We start from the raw sequence: 22,173 nt of genomic DNA on the forward strand, positions 1-22,173 counted from the left end.
GCGACATGTCTGAGCCTGTCGTTGAGCAGCGCCTGCGGGTGTTCCTGGTGGACGACCACGCGATGTTCCGGGCCGGCGTGCGGGCCGAACTGGGCGTGCACGTCGACGTGGTCGGCGAGGCGAGCACCGTGGCCGAGGCGGTGAGCCGCATCGCGGCGGCGCTGCCCGACGTCGTGCTCCTCGACGTGCACATGCCGGACGGCGGGGGCCGGGCCGTGCTGGAGACGATGCGGCGCAGCCATCCGCAGGTGAAGTTCCTCGCGCTGTCGGTGTCCGACGCGGCCGAGGACGTGATCGGCCTGATCCGGGCCGGTGCGCGCGGCTACGTCACCAAGACGATCTCCCCGGACGAGCTGGCCGACGCGATCCGGCGGGTCGCCGACGGCGACGCGGTGTTCAGCCCGCGGCTGGCGGGGTTCGTGCTCGACGCGTTCGCGGCGCGGCCGGACGCACCGGTCGCCGACCCGGAGCTGGACCAGCTGACCAACCGGGAGCGCGAGGTGCTGCGGCTGCTGGCCCGCGGCTACGCGTACAAGGAGATCGCGAAGGAGCTGTACATCTCGATCAAGACGGTCGAGACGCACGTGTCGAACGTGCTGCGCAAGCTCCAGATGTCCAACCGCTACGAGCTGTCCCGCTGGGCGGCCGACCGCCGGCTGGTGTGACCCTCAGGTGGTCCGGACGATCGTGAACGCCTCGGCCAGGTGGCCCTCGGGCAGGCCGGCGGCCCGTGCCGTGGCCCCGTTCCAGGGGCGGATGCGCTCGCCGATGTCGAAGTGGGACGTCTGCGACTCGTGTGCCCGCAGCGCGGCGATCTTGCGGTCGACCGTGTCGGTGATGTCCACGACGTGATCCGGTGCCGGCCCGCCGGCGAACCAGATCTCGCGCACCGTCCAGGCGGCGAGCCCGTGGTCGCGCAGCAGCTCCGGAAACGCGAACGGGTTGCGCGCGTCCGGGTAGACCGCGCACGTGACGGCCTCGCCCGTGGCGAGGTGATCCGGGTGGGACGGCCCGGTGAGGCGGTCCCACCGGCGCAGCGGCGCATTGGTGAGCACGCGGTCGGGACGGGCACGCCGGATCGCGGCCGCGATGTCGCGCCGCAGTCCGAGGGTGGGCGTGACGGTGCCGTCGGCGTACCCGTCGAGGAAGTCCACCTGCTTGACGCCGAGGGCCGCGGCGGCGGCGCGCTGCTCCGCCTCGCGGATGATCGGCATCTGTTCCCGCGGAACGGCCTCGTCGAAGCCGCCCGCGTCGCCCCGGGTGACCAGGAGGTAGGACACCTCCAGCCCCTGGTCGACCCACTGGGCGACGGTGCCGGCGGCACCGAAGTCGACGTCGTCCGGGTGCGCGAGGACGCAAAGCACGCGGCTGACGTCGTCCAGTGGGGGCGGTGAGGGCGCGAAGGTCACGTGATCAACCTACAGCGGCCCGCGCCCCGCCCGGAGGATCAAGAGGGCGAGCTGCGTTCCGTCGGGGCCGAGCTCCTGCCGGTAGCGGTCGAGGATCTCGCCCTCGCGGGAGAGGACGAGGCGGGTGCCGCCGGAGGCGACGCGGGTGGCACCGACCTCGCGGGAGATCGCCGCGCGCTCCTGCCACAGCGCGATGATCTGCGCGTCGATCTCGTCGAGGCGTTCTCGCAGACCGCTGATGTGCGTGGCGGCTACGGGCTCTTCGGTGCCGGTGCTCGTCGTGGTGACGGTGGTGGCGCTCATGTCAACGTCCTTCGGGTCTTGGCCTTCTTTGCCCGGGAACGTCAAAACCCCGGGCTCTTGTGGAGGCCCGGGGTCGGTAGGTCTTGTGCTCAGGCGCGACCTACGGCTGCCGGACTTCCGGTGCCGTAGTAAAAAAATCGCGCCCTCTGGATCACGAGGACGAGTATGCCACGGGACGGCAAACCCGCCAGGGGTCATCCGAAGAATGGGATCGGGTGCGGCGGACGGAAACTGTCTCACCCCGGGCATAGACTCGCCGGTGCCATGCGTGCTTCCCCGGAAAATCAGACGGCCCTGCCCCTCGACATGCCTGCCGTGGCCGCCACGCCGCCGCGTCCCAGGCCCCGCGGTCAGGACCCGTCCGCCCTGCTCACGGGGCTCAACGACCAGCAGCGGGCGGCTGTCGTGCACGCCGGCGGCCCGTTGCTCATCGTGGCGGGTGCCGGTTCCGGCAAGACGCGCGTGCTCACCAACCGGATCGCCTACCTGCTGGCGGCGCGCGACGTGCATCCCGGCGAGGTGTTGGCGATCACGTTCACCAACAAGGCCGCCGGGGAGATGAAGGAGCGGGTCACCCAGCTCGTCGGCGGGCGGGCGCGGCTGATGTGGGTGTCGACGTTCCACTCGGCGTGTGTGCGCATCCTGCGCGCGGAGCACGAGCACGCGGGCCTCAAGTCCAGCTTCTCGATCTACGACGCCGACGACTCGCGGCGACTCATGACGTTGGTGGCGCGGGAGCTGGACCTCGACCCGAAGCGCCATCCCGCGCGGGCGCTGGCGGCCCAGGTCTCCAACCTGAAGAACGAGCTGGTGGGGCCGGCGGAGTTCGCGGCGAAGGCGTCGGGGCCGCTGGAGCGGGCCCTTGCGGAGGCCTACGAGCTGTACCAGCAGCGGCTGCGCGAGGCGCACGCGCTGGACTTCGACGACATCATCATGTCGACCGTGGAGCTGCTGAAGCGGCATCCCGAGGTGACCGACAAGTACCGGCGCCGGTTCCGCCACGTGCTGGTCGACGAGTACCAGGACACCAACCACGCGCAGTACGTGCTGGTGAAGGAGATCGTCGGGGACACCGGCGAGCTGTGCGTGGTCGGCGACGCGGACCAGTCGATCTACGCGTTCCGCGGCGCCACCATCCGCAACATCATGGAGTTCGAGCGGGACTACCCGCAGGCCACGACCATCCTCCTGGAGCAGAACTACCGCTCCACCCAGACCATCCTCTCGGCGGCCAACGCGGTGATCGACCGCAACACCGAGCGGAAGCCGAAGCGGCTGTGGAGCGAGGAGGGCGACGGCGAGCGGATCGTCGGGTACGTCGCCGACAGCGAGCACGCCGAGGCCGACTGGGTGGGCCGGGAGATCGACCGGCTCTGCGACAACCACGGCGTGCGCCCGGCCGACGTGGCGGTCTTCTACCGCACCAACGCACAGTCCCGCGTGTTCGAGGAGGTGTTCATCCGCTTCGGGCTGCCGTACAAGGTGGTCGGCGGGGTGCGCTTCTACGAGCGCAAGGAGGTTCGCGACGCGCTGGCGTACCTGCGCGCGGTGGCCAACGAGGACGACACGGTCAGCGTGCGGCGGGTGCTCAACACGCCCCGGCGGGGGATCGGGGAGCGCGCCGAGGCGTGCATCGAGGCGTTGGCGAGCCGGGACCGTATCTCGTTCGGGGCGGCGTGCCGGCGGGCCAAGGAGGCGACCGGCATCTCGACCAGGGCGGCCAACGCCGTCGCGGAGTTCGTGCAGCTGCTCGACGACGCCCGCGAGATGGCGCTGACGGCGCCGCCCGAGGAGGTGCTGGAGGTCGTTCTCCAGCGCAGCGGCTACCTGACCGAGCTGGAGGAGAGCCTCGACCCGCAGGACGCGGGCCGGGTGGAAAACCTCCAGGAGCTGGTGAGCGTCGCCCGGGAGTACACCGAGCGGATCGAGGCGACCGCGGCCGCCGCCGAGGACGACGAGGAGGGCGCGCAGCTGCCGCTGCCCACGCTCGCCGGCTTCCTGGAGCAGGTGTCGCTGGTCGCCGACGCCGACGAGATCCCCGAGGACGACCCCGACCACCAGGGCGTCGTTACGCTGATGACGTTGCACACCGCCAAGGGGCTGGAGTTCCCGGTGGTGTTCCTGACCGGGCTGGAGGACGGGGTCTTCCCGCACCTGCGGGCCCTCGGCGACAAGCGTGAGCTGGAGGAGGAACGCCGCCTCGCCTACGTCGGCATCACCCGCGCCCGGCAGCGGCTGTACATCTCGCGCGCGGTGACCCGTTCGGCGTGGGGGCAGCCGCAGTACAACCCGGCGTCGCGCTTCCTGGAGGAGCTGCCGCCGGAGCTGGTGCGCTGGGAGCGCACGGAGGCGTCGTACACGAGCTGGTCGGGGCGCGGCGGTGTCGGTGGGCGCAGCGACGCGGTGCGCCCCTCGTCGACGTTCGTCGGCAACACGCCGAAGGCGGCCCAGTTGGCGCAGCGGCTGGGGCTCGATCCGCGCAACCTGTCCACCGCGAGCGAGTTGCAGCGCCGGGACGTTCCCTCGCTGCAGGCCGGGGACCGGGTCACGCACCAGCGCTACGGGATGGGGCGCGTGGTCGCGATCGAGGGGAGCGGCGCGCGGGCGCAGGCCCAGATCGACTTCGGCGACCAGGTGGTATGGCTCGTGCTGCGGCACGCGCCGATCGAAAAGCTGTAGGCGCGGGAGCCTGAGCGCGCCGCGCCGTCCCGCGCTTGCGCGGGAAATATCTATCAGGCGGCCAGCGGGTCCTTCTGACCGGTGGCGTCGGCTTCCTTGTCCTTGAGCCAGGCCAGCGGGTCGACCTGCTTCTCGTTGACCCGGATCTCCAGGCGCAGGTGCGGGGTGAAGGCGTAGCCGCTGTTGCCGACCTTGCCAATCGCCTGGCCGGCCTCGACGATCTGCCCCTCGGTGACGAGCAGCTCGGAGGAGTGGCCGTAGACGGACTGAACGCCGTTGCCGTGGTCGATGATGATGCAGTAGCCGAGGCCGCCGTTCCACCGCGCCAGCTTGACGGTGCCGCCGGCGACCGCGTGGTAGGTGGTGCCGTGCCGGGCGTCGAGGTCGATGCCCTTGGCGCCGGCCATCTCGGTGTGGCCGTACTGCGACGTCACGACGTACTGGCCGGGGGCGAGCGGGAGCACATAGCGATTGGAGTTCGCCTGGTCGGCGGAAGCCCCGACCCCCGCTCCCTGACGGCCGTTGTCGCGGCTGGCGCGATCGCCGGCCAGTGTCTTGGCGCGATCGGCGTCGACGGCAGCATTTGCGTCAACCAATGCCAGATCGCTGGGCTGCTGCGACTCCGGCATCATCGTGCCGGAGACCAGAGCCACCACGCCGGCGCCGACGAAAGCGGTGGTCATCACCGCGGCATACCTGCTCCGCGGTGCGCACGGGACGCGCCTCCGGCCGCGATAGCGGCCTCGCTGCTCCCGGAGCTCCTCCACCCAATCTCCTTGGTCGGCGGTCGGGACACATGCGTTGAGCCAGGTTGAGACCTGTCTTAAAGCGCTTGACACCATGTCCCGGAGAACCGTTCGCGCGGTTGCCCCGAGACACGGTAGCGGTGAACGTATTACTGCCACAAGCCAAGCGGTGAATACGTCTGGCTACGCAGTGCGATTGTCCGTCTACTAGTGAAATCGCGTCACCGACCACTAGGGGATTCGTTACCCGCAAACCGCCCCTCTTCGCAACCGACTGTGACTGTTGCGCAGCTCACTGAAATCGGGGGTAGGTTTCGCGATAGGCCGTTCAGCAGGAAGGACTCGGGGTGGATATACAGACAGCTTCGTCTCGCATCCGCATTGTCATTGCCAAGCCCGGACTCGACGGGCACGACCGCGGCGTGAAGGTCGTGGCCCGCGCTTTGCGCGATGCGGGATTTGAAGTCATCTACACCGGACTCCACCAGACGCCGGAGCAGATCGTGGAGACGGCCATCCAGGAGGACGCCGACGCGGTCGGGCTCTCCGTTCTCTCGGGGGCGCACATGACCCTGTTCCCCCGGGTGCTGGCGCTGCTCGCCGAGCGCGGGGCCGACGACATCGTGGTGTTCGGCGGCGGGATCATCCCCGACCCCGACATCCCGGAACTGGAACGCCTCGGCGTCGCCGCGGTCTTCACGCCGGGCGCGACGATGGAGTCCATCGTGGAGTGGGTCCGGTCCAACGTGGCCGGCGCCAACGCCTGACCCGCCAGGCCGAGCGCGCGGGAGGGGCGCGGCGCCGTCTGGACTGAGGAGCGCAGGTCGCGCAGCGGCCGGAGCGACGAGGGAAGACGGCGCCGAAAGGCGCCCCGAGCGCTTGCGCGGGAAACAGGGCGCCCCCAGCGCTTGCGCGGGAAACAGATGCGGGCAATAGGGAGGGGCCGGACGCACCCCTCACGCGCCCGGCCCCTCTATGCACGATGCCCCGCCGCCACCCCTCGACCGACAGGGCATCGGCCGCCTCTGGTGCCGACCCGCTGGCGGACCGGCACTGATCTCAACGACGCCTGCTCCGGGCGGTTACGCGTGCCCCCCGAACGGGGTGCGAGTGGCCGGAGTGGGACAAGTGGTGTGGGCCCTTGCACAGCTCGCACCCACGCCGTAACGACCCGAACGCGGCTCGCTAGGCTGCGCCTGAATGCGTCGCTCTCGCGGACTCAGCGCGGAGCCGAAGAGGCAGAATCAGAGGTAGCTGTGGACCTGTACGAGTACCAGGGGCGCGCGCTGTTCGCCCGGCACGGGTTGCCGGTGCTGGACGGCGGGGTCGCCACCACTACGCAGGAGGCCCGCGAGATCGCCGACCGGCTCGGCGGACGGGTGGTCGTCAAGGCCCAGGTGAAGGTGGGCGGTCGCGGGAAGGCCGGCGGCGTCAAGCTCGCCGAGGGCGCCGACGAGGCCGTCACCCACGCCACCAACATCCTCGGCATGGACATCAAGGGGCACACCGTTCACAAGGTGATGCTCACGACCACCGCCGACATCGCCGAGGAGTACTACTTCTCCTATCTGCTGGACCGGGCGAACCGCACGTTCCTGTGCATCGCCAGCGTGGCCGGCGGCATGGAGATCGAGCAGGTCGCGCACGAGGCTCCCGAGAAGGTCGTGAAGAAGCCGATCGACGCGGTGAAGGGCGTCGACGAGGCGCTCGCCCGGGAGATCGTGACCGAGGCGAAGTTCCCGGCCGACGTCGCCGACCAGGTGGTCGACATCGCGGTGAAGCTGTGGCAGGCGTTCGTCGCCGAGGACGCCACGCTGGTCGAGGTGAACCCGCTGGCGAAGACCCCCGAGGGGCGCGTGCTCTGCCTCGACGCGAAGGTCACGCTGGACGCCAACGCCGAGTTCCGGCACCCGGAGCACGCCGAGTTCGCCGACGTGGCGGCCGTGGACCCGCTGGAGCAGCGGGCCAAGGAGAAGGACCTCAACTACGTCAAGCTCGACGGCGAGGTCGGCATCATCGGCAACGGCGCCGGCCTGGTGATGTCCACCCTGGACGTCGTCGCCTACGCCGGTGCGGAGTTCGGCGGCGTGAAGCCGGCCAACTTCCTCGACATCGGTGGTGGCGCCAGCGCCGCGGTCATGGCCAACGGCCTCGAGATCGTGCTCTCCGACCCCGCGGTCAAGAGCGTCTTCGTGAACGTCTTCGGCGGCATCACCGCCTGCGACGAGGTGGCGCGCGGCATCACGTCGGCGTTCGACCTGCTGGCGCAGCGCGGCGAGGCGGTCACCAAGCCGCTGGTCGTGCGCCTCGACGGCAACAACGCCGAGGAGGGCCGTCGGATCCTCGACACGGCTGCCAACCCGCTCGTCACGCGGGTGGACACAATGGACGGTGCGGCGCGTCGTGCCGCCGAGCTCGCGGCGCAGGGGGCCTGACATGGCGGTGTGGCTGACCGAGAACAGCAAGGTCATCGTGCAGGGGATGACCGGTTCCGAGGGCACGAAGCACACCCGGCGGATGCTCGCCGCCGGCACGAACATCGTCGGCGGCGTCAACCCGCGCAAGGCCGGCCAGCAGGTCGACTTCGACGGTACGAAGCTGCCGGTCTTCGCCTCCGTGGGCGACGCGATCAAGGAGACGGGCGCCGACACCACGGTCGTGTTCGTGCCGCCGGGGCACACCAAGGGCGCCGTGCTCGAGGCGATCGACGCGGAGATCGGGCTCGCCGTCGTCATCACCGAGGGCATCCCGGTGCACGACAGCACGCAGTTCTGGGCGCACGCGTGTGCGACCGGCAACAAGACGCGCATCATCGGGCCGAACTGCCCGGGCATCATCACGCCGGGGCGTTCCAACGCGGGCATCATCCCGGCCGACATCGCGGGCCAGGGCAAGATCGGCCTGGTCAGCAAGTCCGGCACGCTGACCTACCAGATGATGTACGAGCTGAGCGACATCGGGTTCTCCACCTGCATCGGCATCGGTGGCGACCCGGTCATCGGGACGACGCACATCGACGCGCTCGCGGCGTTCCAGGACGACCCGGAGACCGAGGCGATCGTGATGATCGGCGAGATCGGTGGCGACGCCGAGGAGCGGGCCGCGGACTTCATCAAGGCCAACGTCACCAAGCCGGTGGTCGGCTACATCGCCGGCTTCACCGCGCCGCCCGGGAAGACGATGGGGCACGCCGGTGCGATCATCTCCGGCTCGTCCGGCACGGCTGAGGCCAAGAAGGTGGCGCTGGAGGCGGCCGGTGTGAAGGTCGGCAAGACGCCGACCGAGACCGCCAACCTGATGCGCCAGGTGGTGACCGGCGCCTAGGCGTCAGGAAACTGCTTCACGCGACGGCCGGTCGAGATGACCGGCCGTCGCCGTTTTGGGAGAGTGTTCGCGATGTCCGGCAACTCCGACCAGCCGCCGGCCCGCCCGGACGAGGCGGAGTCCGAGGCCTCTCCGCGCCCCGAACCGCGCCCGCAGTCGCGACCGCGGCGCGCCGATGGTGCGGCCGCGCGCCGGGCCGACGGTGCGGCTCCGCGCCGGACGACGGCTCCCGCGCAGCGGCGTTCGCCGTCGAGCGTACGAAGCCGTCCGAGCGCCGCGAGTGGCGCGCCGTTGCCGCTGGCCGCCGCGGTCACCACGGCGTGGGCGGTGCTCGTGGCCGTCACGCCCGTTCTGCTCGCGGTGGGTGCGCTGTTGCTGATCTCGCCGAACCCGACCGACTCCGAGGCCGTGCTGCGGGCCGGGTTCGCCGCGTGGCTGCTCGGGCACGGGGTGCCGATCACGACCGACCTGGGGCCGATCTCGCTCGTGCCGCTGGTGGTGACCGGGCTCGCCGCCTGGCGGGTGATGCGGGCCGGCGTGCACGCCGCGCGGGCGGTGGGCGTTCGGCGCACTGCCGCGGTCGGGCCGGCGGTGCGCGCGGGAGTCGCCGTGGGTGTCGCGTACGGGGTGTACGGCGGGATCATCGGGCTCGCCGTGTCCACCGACGGGATGCGCGTGTCGGCGTGGCGGGCGGCGCTGACGCTGACGGCGTTCGGGCTGGTGGCGGGGCTGGCGGGTGCGCTGCGGGAGGGCGGCTGGCCGGGCCGGTGGATGGCGACGCTGCCGCTGCCGCTGCGGGACGGGCTGCGCACCGGGGGCGTCGCGGCGCTGCTCGTGCTCGGGGCCGGGGCCGCCGCCACGGGGCTGGCGCTGGCGTTCTCGGCCGGGGCCGCGGGCGACATGATCGCCGAGTACCGCACGGGAGTGGTCGGGCAGGCCGGGCTGGTGGCGGTCTCGCTGGTCTACGCGCCGAACGCCGCCGTGTGGGCCGCCAGCTACCTGGTCGGGCCCGGGTTCGTCATCGGCGTCGGCACCAAGGTCAGCAGCGCCGCCGTCGTCCTGGGCGAGGTACCCGCCGTGCCGCTGCTGGCCGCCGTTCCCGAGAAGGCTCTACCGACCTGGAGCGCCCTCCTCCTGGCGGTGCCCCTCGCGGCCGGGATGGTCGCGGGCTGGCTCCTCATGCGGCGCAAGCTGCGCGCGGAGGGGGACCCGGACTGGCCGGCGCTGCTCGGCTCCGCGGCGCTCGCCGGACCCGTCGCCGGGCTCGCGATCGCCCTCGCCGCGGCGATCTCCGGCGGCGCGATCGGCGCCGAACGGATGGCCGAGATCGGCGCCGACGCGTGGCCGCTCGGCGGCGTGACGACGGTCGTCGTCGCGGCGGGAACGGTGATCGCCGCCGCGGCCACGAAGATGCTCGCCCGCGTGCGCCGCAAGCCCTAGCGGTACGCCGCCCTCAGACCGGTGGGCGGCGCGATCTTGCAGTTGTGGCGCCCGGCGTGCCCGGGTTCGCCCCGCGGTGTCCCAGCCACAACTGCAAGATCGGCGAGAGGTGGAACGGTCAGCTGGTGCCGAGGGTGGAGAAGAAGGCCACGCCGGCGATCAGCAGAACCGTGATCAGCACGGTGAGGCCGATCGAGACCGCGCCGCAGGCCATACCCGCGATCGCGAGGCCCTTCTGGCCCACCTCGCCGTTCTGCGCCTTCTTCATGCCGAGGTAACCGGTCACGATGGCCGGCGCCCCGAGCAGGATCACCAGACCCGTGGCGAAGATGCCGATGCCGATCCAGCAGCACATCGACAGCACCGACAGGATGCCGGTGACCAGGGAGATGATCCCCAGGGTGTTGGTCTCGCCGGAACCGCCGAAGCCGCCACCGAACCCGGGCTGGCCGTAGGCGGGCTGCCCGTAGGGCTGGCCGGGCTGCGCGAACGGCTGCCCCTGCTGCTGGTACGGGTCCGCCGAGGTCGGCGGCACGAACGCCCCGCCGGAGGTCGGCTGCGGGTAGGCCCCGCCGGACGTCGGATATCCGCCGCTGCCCGAGGTCGGGTACGGCGTGCCGGACGTCGGGTTGGGCTGCGCGTACGGGTCGTTGTACTGCGGCTGTCCGTACTGCTGCGGCTGCTGCTGGCCGTACTGATCGGGCTGCTGCCCGTACTGCGGCTGCTGGCCGTACTGGGGCTGCTGCTGACCGTATGGATCCGGCTGGCCCGGCTGCTGGCCGTACGGGTCCTGTCCCGAGGGCGGGTAGCCAGGCTGCATCAGTATCTCCTTGTATGGGTTTCCGTGCGGAGCGCTCAGTAAGTCAGCCGTACCATACCCTGTCCACACCACCCCGCCCGGTGCGCTGCGGCCGGCGTTCTGCGAGGTCGGTAGGGTGCACGCGTGCGCTCTGGCCCCCCGGCCCGACTGGTCGTCCTCGTCTCCGGTTCGGGCACGAATCTGCAGGTCCTGCTCGATGCGTGCGCCGATCCGGCGTTCGGTGCCGAAGTGGTGGCGGTCGGTGCCGACCGGGCCGGCACGCGCGGGGTGCAACGGGCCGCGGAGCGCGGAGTTCCCACGTTCGAGGCGGTCGTGCGCGACTACGCGAGCCGCGACGAGTGGGATGCGGCGCTCACCGCGATGTGCCGCGAGCACGCGCCCGACCTGATCGTCTCGGCGGGCTTCCTGAAGCTCGTGGGGCCGGCGTTCCTCGCGGAGTACGGCGGGCGCTACGTCAACACGCACAACGCGCTGCTGCCGGCGTTCCCCGGAATGCACGGACCACGTGACGCCCTGGCCTACGGGGTCAAGGTGACCGGCGCGACGCTGCACTTCGTGGACGCGGGCGTGGACACCGGTCCGATCATCGCCCAGGTCACGGTCCCGGTGCTCGACGACGACACCGAGGAGACGCTCACCGAGCGGATCAAGGAAGCGGAACGGCAGCAGCTCGTCGACTACGTGGGCCGGCTGGTCCGCGACGGCTGGACGGTAGAGGGACGGAAGGTGCGCATCGGCATGGCGGAGACCACGGACACGCGACGTCCGATCCGGCGGGCGCTGGTCAGCGTCTACGACAAGACCGGGCTCGCGGAGCTGGTGGCCGCGCTGCACGACGCCGGCGTGGAGATCGTGTCGACCGGTTCGACGGCCGGGCAGATCGCCGCGGCGGGTGTGCCGGTGACGGCGGTCGAGGAGCTGACCGGGTTCCCCGAGTGTCTCGACGGGCGGGTGAAGACGCTGCACCCGAAGGTGCACGCCGGGCTCCTCGCCGACCTGCGCAAGGAGTCGCACGCCGAGCAGCTCGCCGAGCTGGGTGTGGCGCCGTTCGACCTGCTCGTCAGCAACCTCTACCCGTTCACGCAGACCGTCGCGTCGGGGGCCACGCCGGACGAGTGCGTGGAGCAGATCGACATCGGCGGGCCGGCGATGGTGCGGGCGGCGGCGAAGAACTTCCCGTCGGTCGCCGTTGTCACCTCGCCCGCCGACTATGCCTTTGTCACCGGCGCTCTGGCCGACGGTGGCCTGACGTTGAAAGAGCGGCGTTCACTCGCGGCGCGCGCGTTCACGATGATCGCCGAGTACGACATCGCCGTGGCGAACTGGTTCGCCGTGCAGGAGGACCCCGCCGACGGCTGGCCCGCGTTCGCCGGGATCGGGGCCGTCAAGCAGGCCGTGCTGCGCTACGGGGAGAACCCGCACCAGCCCGCCGCGCTCTACGCCGACCCCGCCGCGCCGGCCGGCCTGGCGCAGGCGACGCAGCTGCACGGCAAGGAGATGTCGTACAACAACTACGTCGACGCCGATGCCGCGTGGCGTTCCGCGCACGACTTCACCGAACCCTGCGTGGCGATCATCAAGCACGCCAACCCGTGCGGCATCGCCGTCGGGACGGATGCGGCCGACGCGCACCGCAAGGCGCACGCGTGCGATCCGGTGTCGGCGTTCGGCGGCGTCATCGCCGTCAACCGGCCGGTCGATCTGGTCCTGGCGGAGCAGATCAAGGAGATCTTCACCGAGGTGGTGGTGGCGCCGGCGTTCGACGAGGACGCGCTGGGCGTGCTGACCGCCAAGAAGAACATCCGGCTGCTGAAGGCGCCCGCGTACGGGCCGGCGGCGGCCGAGTACCGCCAGGTCGGCGGCGGGCTGCTGGTGCAGATGCGGGACCGGGTCGACGCGCCGGGCGACGACCCCGCCGCGTGGAAGCTCGTCGCCGGCGAACCGCTGGGCGACGCCGACCTCGCCGATCTGGTGTTCGCGTGGCGGTCGCTGCGTTCGGTCAAGTCGAACGCGATCCTGCTCGCCTCCGGCGGCGCCTCGGTGGGCGTCGGGATGGGTCAGGTCAACCGGGTGGACTCCTGCCGGCTGGCCGTCTCGCGGGCCGGTGAGCGGGCCGTCGGTTCGGTGGCGGCGTCGGACGCGTTCTTCCCGTTCGCGGACGGGCCGGAGGTGCTCTTCGCGGCCGGCGTCAAGGCGGTCGTGCAGCCCGGTGGTTCCGTGCGGGACAACGAGGTGATCGAGGCCGCCACGAAGGCCGGGGTCACCATGTACCTCACCGGGACGCGGCACTTCTTCCACTAGGTCGACCCGGCGGTGCCGATCGAGGAGACCGCCGGCGCCGGGAGATCGAGGCCGCGGTGCCGAAGGACTCGGCCGCCGGCACCCGGTACGCGACGCCGTACATGGCGCACCTGGACAGCGAGCGCTAGCCGCCCCTCCCGGCCGCAATGCCGGATCAGGGCCGCGGAGAGTGAGACGAAAGTTCGCCGTTCCGGTGGCGCCGGGCCGCTTGAATGTGCGGAATGGACCTCGACAAGCTCCGCGCGTGGTGGTGGCACCGCCAGGGCCTCGACGGGGCGTTCACCGGTGCGGCGCCGGCCGAGGTGCTGGCGCGCACCGGCTGGGCCCGTTCGGTCGGTGGCGTCAACCCCTACCTGACGCTCTTCTCCCGGGCAGGCGCCGGCCGGGAGGCCGTCGACGCCGACGTCGCCGCCGTGGAGATCCACGAGCTGCCGGCCGCCCGCGGGTGCACGTACGTGGTGCCGGCCGCCGACTACGCGCTGGCGCTGCAGGTCGGGCGGCACGCCACCGAGGCCGACGTGCGCACGCTCGCGAAGTTGGGCGTGGAGCGGGCGGAGCTGACGAAACTGGCCGACGCCGTGCTGGAGGTGCTGGGCGCCGACCGGGCGCTCGACCCGCTCGCGCTGCGGGAGGAGCTGGGCGAGGCCGTCCGGCACCTCGGCGAGGACGGGCGGCGGCGCGGGCAGAGCACCACGCTTCCGGCCGTTCTCGGCATGTTGCAGGCCGCCGGGGAGATCCGGCGGGTGCCGGTGGACGGGCGGCTGGACCGCCAGCGGTACGCCTACCGCAGGTGGAGCGCACCGAGCACCGGCCTCGACGACGCGGCCGCGCGCGTGGAGCTGGCCCGTCGCTACTTCGACTGGACCGGGGCCGCGACGCTCGCGCACTTCCGCTGGTTCAGCGGGTTCGGCGCCGCGGTCGCGCGACAGGCGATGGCGGCGCTCGACCTGGTCGACCTCGGTGGAGGCCTCTTCCGGCCCGCCGACTCCTCCTACGACTCGTTCGAACGGGCACCGGCTCCACGGATCTCCCTCCTGGCCGGGATCGACGGGCTGCTGTTGCTGCGCCGGGACCTCGGCACACTGCTGGACGCGCCGGACATGATCCGCCCCCTGCCGGGAGGGCGCACGGGTGAGCGGTTGGGCACCCTGGCCGACCTGCCGGACCACGCGATCGTGGACCGGGGGCGACTGATCGGGCTGTGGCAGTTCGACCCGGGTGAGGGCGAGGTCGTGTGGTGGACGTTCGGGCCGGCGGGGGACGCGGTGCACGAGGCGGTGGCCCGCACCGAGGAGTACCTGCGCACGCAGGTCGGTGACGCGCGCAGCTTCTCCCTGGACTCGCCGAAGTCGAGAGCCCCTCGCCTTGCCGCACTCCGTGCGGCCGCCCGTTAGCGGTCTTTTAATCTGGCTGGCGTGACGGCGACGATTCTGGACGGCAAGGCGACGGCGGCGGCGATCAAGGAGGAACTGCGGGCACGCGTCAAGGTGCTCGCCGACCGGGGCCGCGTGCCGGGGCTGGGCACCGTGCTCGTGGGGGACGACCCCGCCTCGCACACCTACGTCGCCGGCAAGCACCGGGACTGCGCCGAGGTCGGTATCGCCTCCATCCAGCGGGAACTCCCCGGCGACGCGACCCAGGCCGACGTCGACGCGGTCGTCGACGCGCTGAACGCCGACCCCGCCTGCACCGGCTACATCGTTCAGCTGCCGCTGCCGAAGCACCTCGACGAGCAGCGCGTGCTCGAACGCATGCTGCCCGACAAGGACGCCGACGGCCTGCACCCGGTGAGCCTCGGCCGGCTGGTGCTGCAGAAGCCCGGCGCCCTGCCCTGCACCCCGCGCGGCATCGTCGAACTGCTCCGCCGCTACGACGTGGAGATCGCCGGCAAGGAGGTCGTCGTGGTGGGCCGTGGTGTCACGGCGGGACGGCCGCTCGGTCTCCTGCTCACCCGCCGCAGCGAGAACGCCACCGTCACCTCGTGCCACACCGGCACCGTCGACCTGGCCGCACACACCCGGGCGGCGGACATCGTGGTCGTGGCGGTCGGGGTCCCGGCCCTGCTCACGCCCGACATGGTCCGCCCGGGCGCGGCGGTGCTGGACGTGGGCTCCACGCGGGTGGTCGGCGCGGACGGCAAGGCGCGGATGGTCGGCGACGTGCACCCCGAGGTCCGCGACGTGGCCGGGTACCTCGCCCCGATGCCCGGCGGCGTGGGCCCGATGACGCGGGCCATGCTCCTGACCAACGTGGTAGAGGCCGCCGAACGCGCCTAGCCCGCTCGCTGACCCCGCCGATCTTGCAGTTGTGGTGCCCGGGGTGCCCGGTTTCGCCCCACGGTGTCCCCGCCACAACTGCAAGATCGGCGCAGCCCGGGTCAGCCGAGGGCCGTCAGGGTGGTCGGTCCCGCGGGGGACGGGGTCGCCGCGATGAGGACGCCGGGGCCGACGTACAGCAGCTGGGTGGGGGCCGGGACGGCGCGGTCCTCGGTGACCCGGCCGGTGTTCAGGTCGACGCGGAGGATGCGCGCGGCCAGCGGGTTGTCCCACGCGCGGGTCAGCACGTACGCCGCGGTGTCGCGGCCGGCCAGCGCCACGCCGACCTGCCCCGGCCCGGGCGCCTCCACCGTCCACAGTGGACGCCCGAACGCCAGGTCGACGACGCTGCTCGCCGCGTCCACGTACACGGCCCGCGCCCCGACCGACGCGACCAGCCCACCCGGTGGCGCGGCATGCGTCGCCCCCGGCGTGCCGGTACCCGCCGCGAGCACGACCCCGCCCGCCCCTGAACGCACCAGCACGCCGCCGTCCGTGCGGACCAGCACCGGGCGGGTCGACTGCTCGGGCGGCACCCACGTCCAGCGGATCGCCGGGGCCGCTCCCGACGTGGTCAGGCCGGCGACCCGAAAGCCGCCGGGGCACTCCAGCAGCGTGGCGAGCACGTCGTCGGCGACCGGCACCAGATCGGCGATGGTGCAGGAGGGGTCGCCCGGCAGCCACTCCCAGCGGGGCAGGCCGGTCGACAGGTCCAGCGCGAGCAGCGGACGGCCCCGGGCGGGGCGGATCACGGCGACGCCGCTGTCGCTGCGGGCGGTCGCCGCGCCGTCGCCGTCGGGCCTGGTGCCGGGCCGGTCGCCGGGCCTGTTGCCGGCGGTGGCGCCGGGCCGGGGGCCGACGGCCACGAGGTCGCCGGTGCCGGTCGCGCTCGCGCCGCCGCCCGCCGGTGCGCCGCCCCACGAGGGGCCGCTCGCGACCAGGGCCGACGCCGCGCCGGGGCCGCCGCCGGTCGCGCCGCCGCCCGGGCCGGCCGTGGCCGCGGGACCGGAGCCGCCGGGTGCGGAGCCGCCTGGGCCGGCCGTGGCTGCGGGGCCGGGGCCGCCGGGTGCGCCGCCGCCGGAGTTGGCCGCGCCGCCGGGGCCGGTGCTGCTGGCCGGGCCGCCCGGAGCCGCGCCGGGGGCGGGTGAGCCCGGGGGGACGATGCGTTGCCAGAGGCGTTCGCCGGTGGCGGCGTCGAAGGCAGCGACGGTGCGCTCGGTGCCGGTTACCCAGGAGGCGAGGGCTGTGGTGCCGTCCGCGGAGAGGCCGGCCGCCGAGAGGGTCGCGTCGGAGCGGCGGAAGTGCCAGCCGGGTGTGCCCGTCGAGGCGTCCAGAGCGAAGATCCCCGTCCGGTCGCGGAGCACCAGCAGGCCGGCCGCCGTGCCGACGGGAGTGCCGCTGACGGTGGCGCGCCAGCGTTCCGTGGCGATCGACGACGGGAGTGCCTCCGGGGATCTCGTGCCCGCGGGGAGCACGCGCGCGTCGAGGTTTCTGGTGCCGATCCAGGCCGTGAAGCCGTTCAACATAAGAACGATCACGAGGACCACGACGCCGGCCGCGGCATAGGCGCGGCGCGTGACCGGAGCGGTGAGGCGCACCGTGCCGGCGACGATCAGCCAACCCACGGCGGTGATCACGCAGCCGAGGACGCAGATCGGGCCGCCCGGGGCGAGCCCGTCGAACGTCGCCTCGCCCGCGGCGGTGCGCGCCGCCAACAGCGCCGCCCCGACCGCACCGCCCGCCGCGACCAGCGCGGACACCAGCGGCGGGATGCCCACCCGCAGCGCCGCCGGGCGGAGCGCGGACAGCGCCGGCCCGAGCAGCGCGATCGCCAGCAGCACCGCCACGTCCGGCTTGCCGTGCGCCTCGCCCTGCCGCCACGACCACGGCCCGAGCAGCGCGGCGACCGTCATGACGGCACCCACCACCACGAACGCCGGCCCGGTCGGGCGCACGGCATGACGAAGCGCGATCAGCACGCTGATCCAACGGCGGTCCACGGGACACAGGATGCCCCAGCCGGCAAATTGCCACACGCAAGGCGTTATGGTGCGGGAACGGAGAGCCTGGGCGTCGTTCAGCCGCCATCCGACCGGCGGCCCGGCCGAATCGGAAGGATCAGACATGGGCAAGAAGGTGACCGTCGTCGGCGCCGGCTTCTACGGGTCCACGACCGCGCAGCGCCTCGCCGAGTACAACGTCTTCGAAACCGTCGTGCTCACCGACATCATCGAGGGCAGGCCCGCCGGGATCGCGCTCGACATCAGCCAGTCCCGCCCGATCGAGGGGTTCGAGACGCTGGTGGTCGGCGCCACCACCGGGCCCAACGGGGAGGGCTACGAGGCGATCGAGGGCTCCGACGTCGTGGTGATCACGGCCGGCCTGCCGCGCAAGCCGGGCATGAGCCGCATGGACCTGCTCGAGGTCAACGCCAAGATCGTGCGCGGCGTCGCGGAGAACGTCGCCAAGTACGCGCCCGGCGCCGTGGTCATCGTGGTCTCCAACCCGCTCGACGAGATGACCGCCCTCGCCCAGCTCGCCACCGGCTTCCCCAAGAACCGCGTCGTCGGCCAGGCCGGCGTGCTCGACTCGGCCCGGTTCGCCCACTTCGTCGCCGAGGCCACCGGCAAGCCGGTCGGCTCGGTGCGCACGCTCACGCTCGGGTCGCACGGCGACACCATGGTGCCGGTGCCGTCCCGGTGCACCGTCGACGGCCGGCCGCTCACCGACGTGCTGCCCGCCGACAAGGTCGACGAACTGGTCAAGCGCACCCGCAACGGCGGCGCCGAGATCGTCGGCCTGTTGAAGACCGGTTCGGCGTACTACGCGCCGTCGGCCGCCGCCGCCCGGATGGCGCTCGCCGTGGCCACCGACAGCGGCGCGGTCATCCCCTCGTGCGCCTGGGTCGACGGCGAGTACGGCATCTCCGGCGTCTACCTGGGCGTCGAGGCCGAACTGGGCGCCGGCGGCGTCAAGAGGGTCGTCGAGACGCCGCTCACCGACGGGGAACTCGCCGGGCTCAAGGAGGCCGCCGAGGCCGTCCGGGCCAAGCAGGCGGACGTCGCCAACCTGTGACGGCCTCCATCTGTGGGTGGAGTCGGGCATCAGACCTCGCGGGGACGACCGATCCGGGCGTCCCCGCTTAGGGTCTAGGCAAATGTCACTCGTGCGTACCTGGTGGTTGCCCGTTCTGCTGGTCAGCGGGCAGTTTGCCGTGTTTCCCGGGTGGAACCTCATCGATCACCGGCCGCTCGACCCGGTGCGCACCGCCGTGCACGTCATCCTCACGCTCGTGCTCGGTGGCGCACTCGCCTGGCGGCTGCGGGCGCCGTTCGCGTCCTACGTGGTGTGCATCGTCGGGGTCACCACCGCCGTGTACTCGCTGCCGGACGAGACGATCATCCCGATCATCTTCGCCGACCTGATCGCGCTCTACTCCGTCGCCGCCCGCCGGCCGCCGCGGGCTCTGCTGGGCGCCACGGCCCTGGGGCTGACCTCGCAGATCATTCAGCTGCCCGCGGTGCCGCCGGCCCAGCGCGGGATGACGTTCGCGATGGGGCTGCTCATCTACGTGCTGACCGTCGGGCTCGGCCGGGCCCGGGGACGCTGGCGGGACGGTCGTGAGGAGGCCGCCCGGCAGCTCGCCCGCGCCGAGGAGGAACGCCGCCGCGCCGCCGTCGCCGAACGCGACCGCCTCGCCCGCGAGCTGCACGACGTCACCGCCCACCACCTGACCGCCATCCTGGTGCACGCCACCGCCGCCCGTAGGCTCACCGAGAAGCGGCCCGAACTGGCGGCCGAGGCGCTGGAGTTCGCCCGGGAGACCGGTACCCGCACGCTCGCCGCACTGCACCGGCTCGTCGCCGTGATCACCCCCGGGGCGGCCCCGGCCGAGCCGCTCACCGAACGCCTCGACCGCCTGGTCGACGCCGCCGCACAGGCCGGGCAGGTGGTCCGGCACACCGTCGGCGCCGGCATCGACGGCTGCCCGCCCGACGTCGCCGACGCGGTGCACGCCGTCGCCCGCGAGGCCACCACCAACGCCATGCGCCACGCCCCCGGCACCGAGGTGACCGTGACCGTCTCCTGCGACGAGGAGCAGGTGCGGGTGCGCGTCGCCAACGCGGCGCCGGACGCGGCCACCTCCGGCAGCGAACGCCTCGGCTCCGGCCGCGGCCTCGCCGGCCTCGAGGCCCGCGTCGGCGAACTGGGCGGCGGCTTCAGCGCGGGCCCCGCCGACGGGGGCTGGGTGGTGACGGTCTCCCTCCCGCTGGGCGCCGCGGCCGCCGTACCCACCGCGGCGGAGGAGCCCCGCGGCGTCTTGGCACGGATCGCCGACTGGTGGCACAACCTCGACGAACGCCTCCTCGACACCGCCATCGTCGTCGCCACCACCGGATTTCCGCTGGTGATCCTCTATGCCGACCCCGAAGCCGAGTCCGACTTCCAGGACCTGCGGCGGCCGTCGGTGCTCGTTCTGCTCTCGCTGCTGCTGATCCTGCACGGCGCGCCGATCTGGTGGCGGCGCCGCGCCCCGTGGCGCACCCTCGGCGCCGTGGCCGCCGGGTCGGTCACCTACGGGGTGACCGTGGTGTCGGTGGGGCTGCCGCCCGACGCGCTGTGGCTGCTCCTGCTGGGGCTGGGCACCGAGATGGTGGCCGTGCACGCCGTCGCCACCTACGGGCGGCCGGCGTGGGCGAGCTGGGCGGCGGTGCCGGTTGTCTCGGTGACGTTCGGGCTGCTCGTCACCACCGCGATCGTGCTGGCGGACGAGATCGAGGAGTCGGGTCGCGCCTATCCGGCCGCGGTCGTCACGGTGTGCCTGGTGTCGATGGTGCCGATGGCGGCGATGACCGGCCCGATCTGGCTCGCCGGGCTGCTGGTGCGTCGCCGTCGCGACCGGACCCTCGCCGACGAGCGGGCCGCCCTCGCCCGGGCCTCGGCCCGGGCCGTCGTCGTCGTGGACGAGCAGCGTGCGCGGTTCGCCTCGGGTCTTCGCGCCTCCGTTCTCGATCCGGCGGAACGTCTTATCGCCGCGGCCGCCCCGCCGTCGTCGTCCCCGCCCGCGGACGGCCCCGACCCGGACGGCGCGGCGCGGATCGACGCGCTCGACGCCGTGATCGCCGAGGCGCGCACCGGGCTCGCCGCCATGCGGGAACTGCTCGGCGCCCTGCACCCCGAGCCGGCGGCCGGCAGCGCACCCCCGCGCGGCATGGCCGACCTCGACTCGCTCTGCGCCGAACACCGTTCCGAGGGCCGCGACGTCCAGCTGAGCGTCGGCGCGGTACCGGGCCCGCTGCCGGTGGCCGTCGACCTGTCCGGCTACCGGATCGTGGACACCGCGCTCGACACCGACGACACCCAGCCGTGCGCGGTGCGGGTCACCTACGAGAAGGAGGTGCTCGTGGTCTCCGTGACCGGTGTGCCCTCCGCCGCCGGCGGGGTCGTCGCCGCGCGGATCAGGGCCCGCACCGGTGCGCTCGGCGGCGTGGCGACCTTCGATCCGGCCGGCGCCGTCACGTGCTACCTTCCGGCATCTCGGGAGCCGATCGGCCGGGAGGGGGTGCGGGCATCGTCATCCGCGTGATGGTGGTCGACGACCAGCCGGTGGTGCGGGCCGGGTTCGCCGCCATCCTCGACGCCGAGGAGGACCTGTCCGTCGTCGCGACGGCGGCCGACGGCCAGGAGGCACTCGACGGGGTGGGCGCGCACGACCCCGACGTCGTCCTGATGGACATCCGCATGCCGGGGATGGACGGGCTGACCGCCACCGCCAAGCTCACCGAGGCGGGGCAACGGCCGCGGGTGCTGGTGCTGACGACGTTCGACCTGGACGAGTACGTGTACCGGGCGTTGCGCGCCGGCGCGTCCGGGTTCCTGCTCAAGGATGCCGACCCCGCCGAACTGGTGCACGCCGTGCGGGTCGTCGCGGCCGGCGAAGGGCTCATCGCCCCGCCCGTCACGCGGCGGCTGATCGAGGCGTTCGTCGACGGATCGCTCGCGCCGCGGACCGAACCGTCGCCGGTGCCCGACGCGTTGACCCCGCGCGAGGCCCAGGTGCTGCGGCTGGTCGCGCGGGGTCTCACCAATTCCGAGATCGGCACCGAACTGGGCATCGCCACCGGCACGGTGAAGACGTACATCAACGGGCTGTTCGCCAAGTTGGGTGTGCGGGACCGGGTGCAGGCCACGATCCGGGCGTACGACCTGGGACTGGTGCGGCCGCGTTCCTAGAAGTAGCCGGTGCAGGTGAGAGCGCCGTTGCTGACGTCCCGGACGCAGGCGTTGCCGCGGACGTTCTTGTCGTTGAGCATCGGCGTGTACACCGACCGCTCGCCGCTGGGCACGGTGGCGACGTAGTTGAGGTCGGGGTTCACGTCGTTCGGGTGGCGCTGGACGCGTACCCGGTCACCGGCTCGCGCATTGTCGACCCGGCCCCAGATCGCGCGGCAGTTGGAGCTGTAACGCAGCCGCAGGCGAATTCCGGCGGCGGTGGTGACGTCGTCGACCGTGACGGCGTCGTCGTTGCAATGGGTGGCCGCCGGGTCCTTTCCGTTACAGGTCGCCCCCTCACAGATGTCGGCCGCCGCCGCGGGACTGCTCATCACGCCGATGAACAGCACGGATGTCGCCAGCATCGCGGCGATAGCGGCCGGTGTGCGCTTTGCCCTCGTCATTTCGGATTCCCTCCGTCGGGCGAATGTGAGGGGAAGGCTATTTCTCTGCGAACGGGAATCGCATTGTGCGCGTACTTATTTAGGCGGCGCTTGAGCTATATCAATTCTTTCCTATTTCGGCGGGACGCCGGAACCGCGCTGCCGGCCGTGGCAGGCTGG

General features: G+C 72.6%; 18 protein-coding genes and 1 pseudogene. 13 read left to right on the plus strand and 6 right to left on the minus strand.

Features of this window, described 5'->3' with window-relative positions; genetic code table 11:
• The first annotated feature begins 5 nt into the window (after window positions 1-5).
• On the plus strand, window positions 6-665 hold the full coding sequence (locus tag Val02_RS08235) for a response regulator (RefSeq protein WP_203898308.1): 660 nt from the start codon (window positions 6-8) through the stop codon (window positions 663-665).
• Window positions 666-668: 3 nt separating this feature from the next.
• On the opposite strand, the gene Val02_RS08240 is transcribed toward Val02_RS08235, so the two are convergent.
• Both Val02_RS08240 and Val02_RS08245 read right to left on the minus strand, forming a co-directional pair.
• Entirely contained in the window at window positions 669-1,409 is a 741-nt protein-coding gene (locus Val02_RS08240; protein WP_239152555.1) for a PIG-L deacetylase family protein, read from the minus strand.
• Between the two features lie 9 nt (window positions 1,410-1,418).
• Entirely contained in the window at window positions 1,419-1,712 is a 294-nt protein-coding gene (locus Val02_RS08245) for a chorismate mutase (RefSeq protein ID WP_203898309.1), read from the minus strand.
• A gap of 264 nt (window positions 1,713-1,976) precedes the next feature.
• Between Val02_RS08245 and pcrA the strand changes: the two genes are divergently transcribed.
• On the plus strand, window positions 1,977-4,391 hold the full coding sequence (pcrA, locus tag Val02_RS08250; protein ID WP_203898310.1) for a DNA helicase PcrA: 2,415 nt from the start codon (window positions 1,977-1,979) through the stop codon (window positions 4,389-4,391).
• Window positions 4,392-4,444: 53 nt separating this feature from the next.
• On the opposite strand, the gene Val02_RS08255 is transcribed toward pcrA, so the two are convergent.
• Complete coding sequence (locus tag Val02_RS08255) at window positions 4,445-5,158, minus strand: M23 family metallopeptidase (RefSeq protein ID WP_239152556.1); 714 nt, start codon at window positions 5,156-5,158, stop codon at window positions 4,445-4,447.
• Window positions 5,159-5,490: 332 nt separating this feature from the next.
• On the opposite strand from Val02_RS08255, the gene icmB reads away from it, so the two are divergent.
• The 4 genes from icmB to Val02_RS08275 all read left to right on the plus strand — a co-directional run bounded on the left by icmB (window position 5,491) and on the right by Val02_RS08275 (window position 9,901).
• A complete protein-coding gene (gene icmB / locus Val02_RS08260) occupies window positions 5,491-5,904 on the plus strand; it encodes a coenzyme B12-dependent isobutyryl CoA mutase small subunit (protein ID WP_203898425.1) in 414 nt (137 codons plus the stop codon).
• Between the two features lie 489 nt (window positions 5,905-6,393).
• A complete protein-coding gene (gene sucC, locus Val02_RS08265; protein WP_203898312.1) occupies window positions 6,394-7,572 on the plus strand; it encodes an ADP-forming succinate--CoA ligase subunit beta in 1,179 nt (392 codons plus the stop codon).
• A 1-nt stretch (window position 7,573) separates the two neighbouring features.
• The gene (gene sucD / locus Val02_RS08270; RefSeq protein ID WP_203898313.1) at window positions 7,574-8,461 is read left to right on the plus strand and encodes a succinate--CoA ligase subunit alpha; all 888 of its coding nucleotides are present in this window, start codon (window positions 7,574-7,576) and stop codon (window positions 8,459-8,461) included.
• 72 nt (window positions 8,462-8,533) lie between these two features.
• Window positions 8,534-9,901 carry a cell division protein PerM gene (locus tag Val02_RS08275; RefSeq protein ID WP_203898314.1) on the plus strand — a complete coding sequence of 456 codons (1,368 nt, stop codon included), beginning with the start codon at window positions 8,534-8,536 and terminating at the stop codon, window positions 9,899-9,901.
• Between the two features lie 118 nt (window positions 9,902-10,019).
• On the opposite strand, the gene Val02_RS08280 is transcribed toward Val02_RS08275, so the two are convergent.
• Window positions 10,020-10,721: a DUF4190 domain-containing protein gene (locus Val02_RS08280; protein ID WP_203898315.1), complete on the minus strand. Its 702-nt coding sequence runs from the start codon at window positions 10,719-10,721 to the stop codon at window positions 10,020-10,022.
• A 123-nt stretch (window positions 10,722-10,844) separates the two neighbouring features.
• Here Val02_RS08280 and purN point away from each other — a divergent pair.
• From purN to Val02_RS08300, 4 genes and pseudogenes are all read left to right on the plus strand, one after another.
• Window positions 10,845-11,456: pseudogene (gene purN, locus Val02_RS08285) on the plus strand (phosphoribosylglycinamide formyltransferase); the annotation flags it as partial.
• A 3-nt stretch (window positions 11,457-11,459) separates the two neighbouring features.
• Complete coding sequence (gene purH, locus Val02_RS08290) at window positions 11,460-13,022, plus strand: bifunctional phosphoribosylaminoimidazolecarboxamide formyltransferase/IMP cyclohydrolase (protein WP_203898426.1); 1,563 nt, start codon at window positions 11,460-11,462, stop codon at window positions 13,020-13,022.
• Window positions 13,023-13,243: 221 nt separating this feature from the next.
• Complete coding sequence (locus Val02_RS08295) at window positions 13,244-14,416, plus strand: DNA glycosylase AlkZ-like family protein (protein ID WP_203898316.1); 1,173 nt, start codon at window positions 13,244-13,246, stop codon at window positions 14,414-14,416.
• 21 nt (window positions 14,417-14,437) lie between these two features.
• Window positions 14,438-15,298 carry a bifunctional methylenetetrahydrofolate dehydrogenase/methenyltetrahydrofolate cyclohydrolase gene (locus tag Val02_RS08300; protein WP_203898317.1) on the plus strand — a complete coding sequence of 287 codons (861 nt, stop codon included), beginning with the start codon at window positions 14,438-14,440 and terminating at the stop codon, window positions 15,296-15,298.
• Window positions 15,299-15,399: 101 nt separating this feature from the next.
• Here the strand turns inward: Val02_RS08300 and Val02_RS08305 are convergent, their stop codons facing one another.
• Window positions 15,400-17,337, minus strand: a complete 1,938-nt coding sequence (locus tag Val02_RS08305) for an outer membrane protein assembly factor BamB family protein (RefSeq protein WP_203898318.1) — start codon at window positions 17,335-17,337, stop codon at window positions 15,400-15,402.
• Window positions 17,338-17,461: 124 nt separating this feature from the next.
• Here Val02_RS08305 and Val02_RS08310 point away from each other — a divergent pair, with 124 nt between their 5' ends.
• From Val02_RS08310 to Val02_RS08320, 3 genes are all read left to right on the plus strand, one after another.
• Window positions 17,462-18,412, plus strand: coding sequence for a malate dehydrogenase (locus Val02_RS08310; RefSeq protein WP_203898319.1), 951 nt, complete (start codon window positions 17,462-17,464; stop codon window positions 18,410-18,412).
• A gap of 82 nt (window positions 18,413-18,494) precedes the next feature.
• Window positions 18,495-20,924: a sensor histidine kinase gene (locus tag Val02_RS08315; RefSeq protein WP_203898320.1), complete on the plus strand. Its 2,430-nt coding sequence runs from the start codon at window positions 18,495-18,497 to the stop codon at window positions 20,922-20,924.
• A complete protein-coding gene (locus tag Val02_RS08320; RefSeq protein ID WP_239152594.1) occupies window positions 20,924-21,571 on the plus strand; it encodes a response regulator in 648 nt (215 codons plus the stop codon). Before Val02_RS08315 ends, Val02_RS08320 begins: the two co-directional genes overlap by 1 nt.
• Here the strand turns inward: Val02_RS08320 and Val02_RS08325 are convergent.
• Complete coding sequence (locus Val02_RS08325; RefSeq protein WP_203898321.1) at window positions 21,568-22,014, minus strand: DUF2690 domain-containing protein; 447 nt, start codon at window positions 22,012-22,014, stop codon at window positions 21,568-21,570. The two genes, Val02_RS08320 and Val02_RS08325, sit on opposite strands and share 4 nt — an antisense overlap.
• Window positions 22,015-22,173: the final 159 nt, after the last annotated feature.

It is taken from the genome of Virgisporangium aliadipatigenens, assembly GCF_016863615.1.
Taxonomy (GTDB): domain Bacteria; phylum Actinomycetota; class Actinomycetes; order Mycobacteriales; family Micromonosporaceae; genus Virgisporangium; species Virgisporangium aliadipatigenens.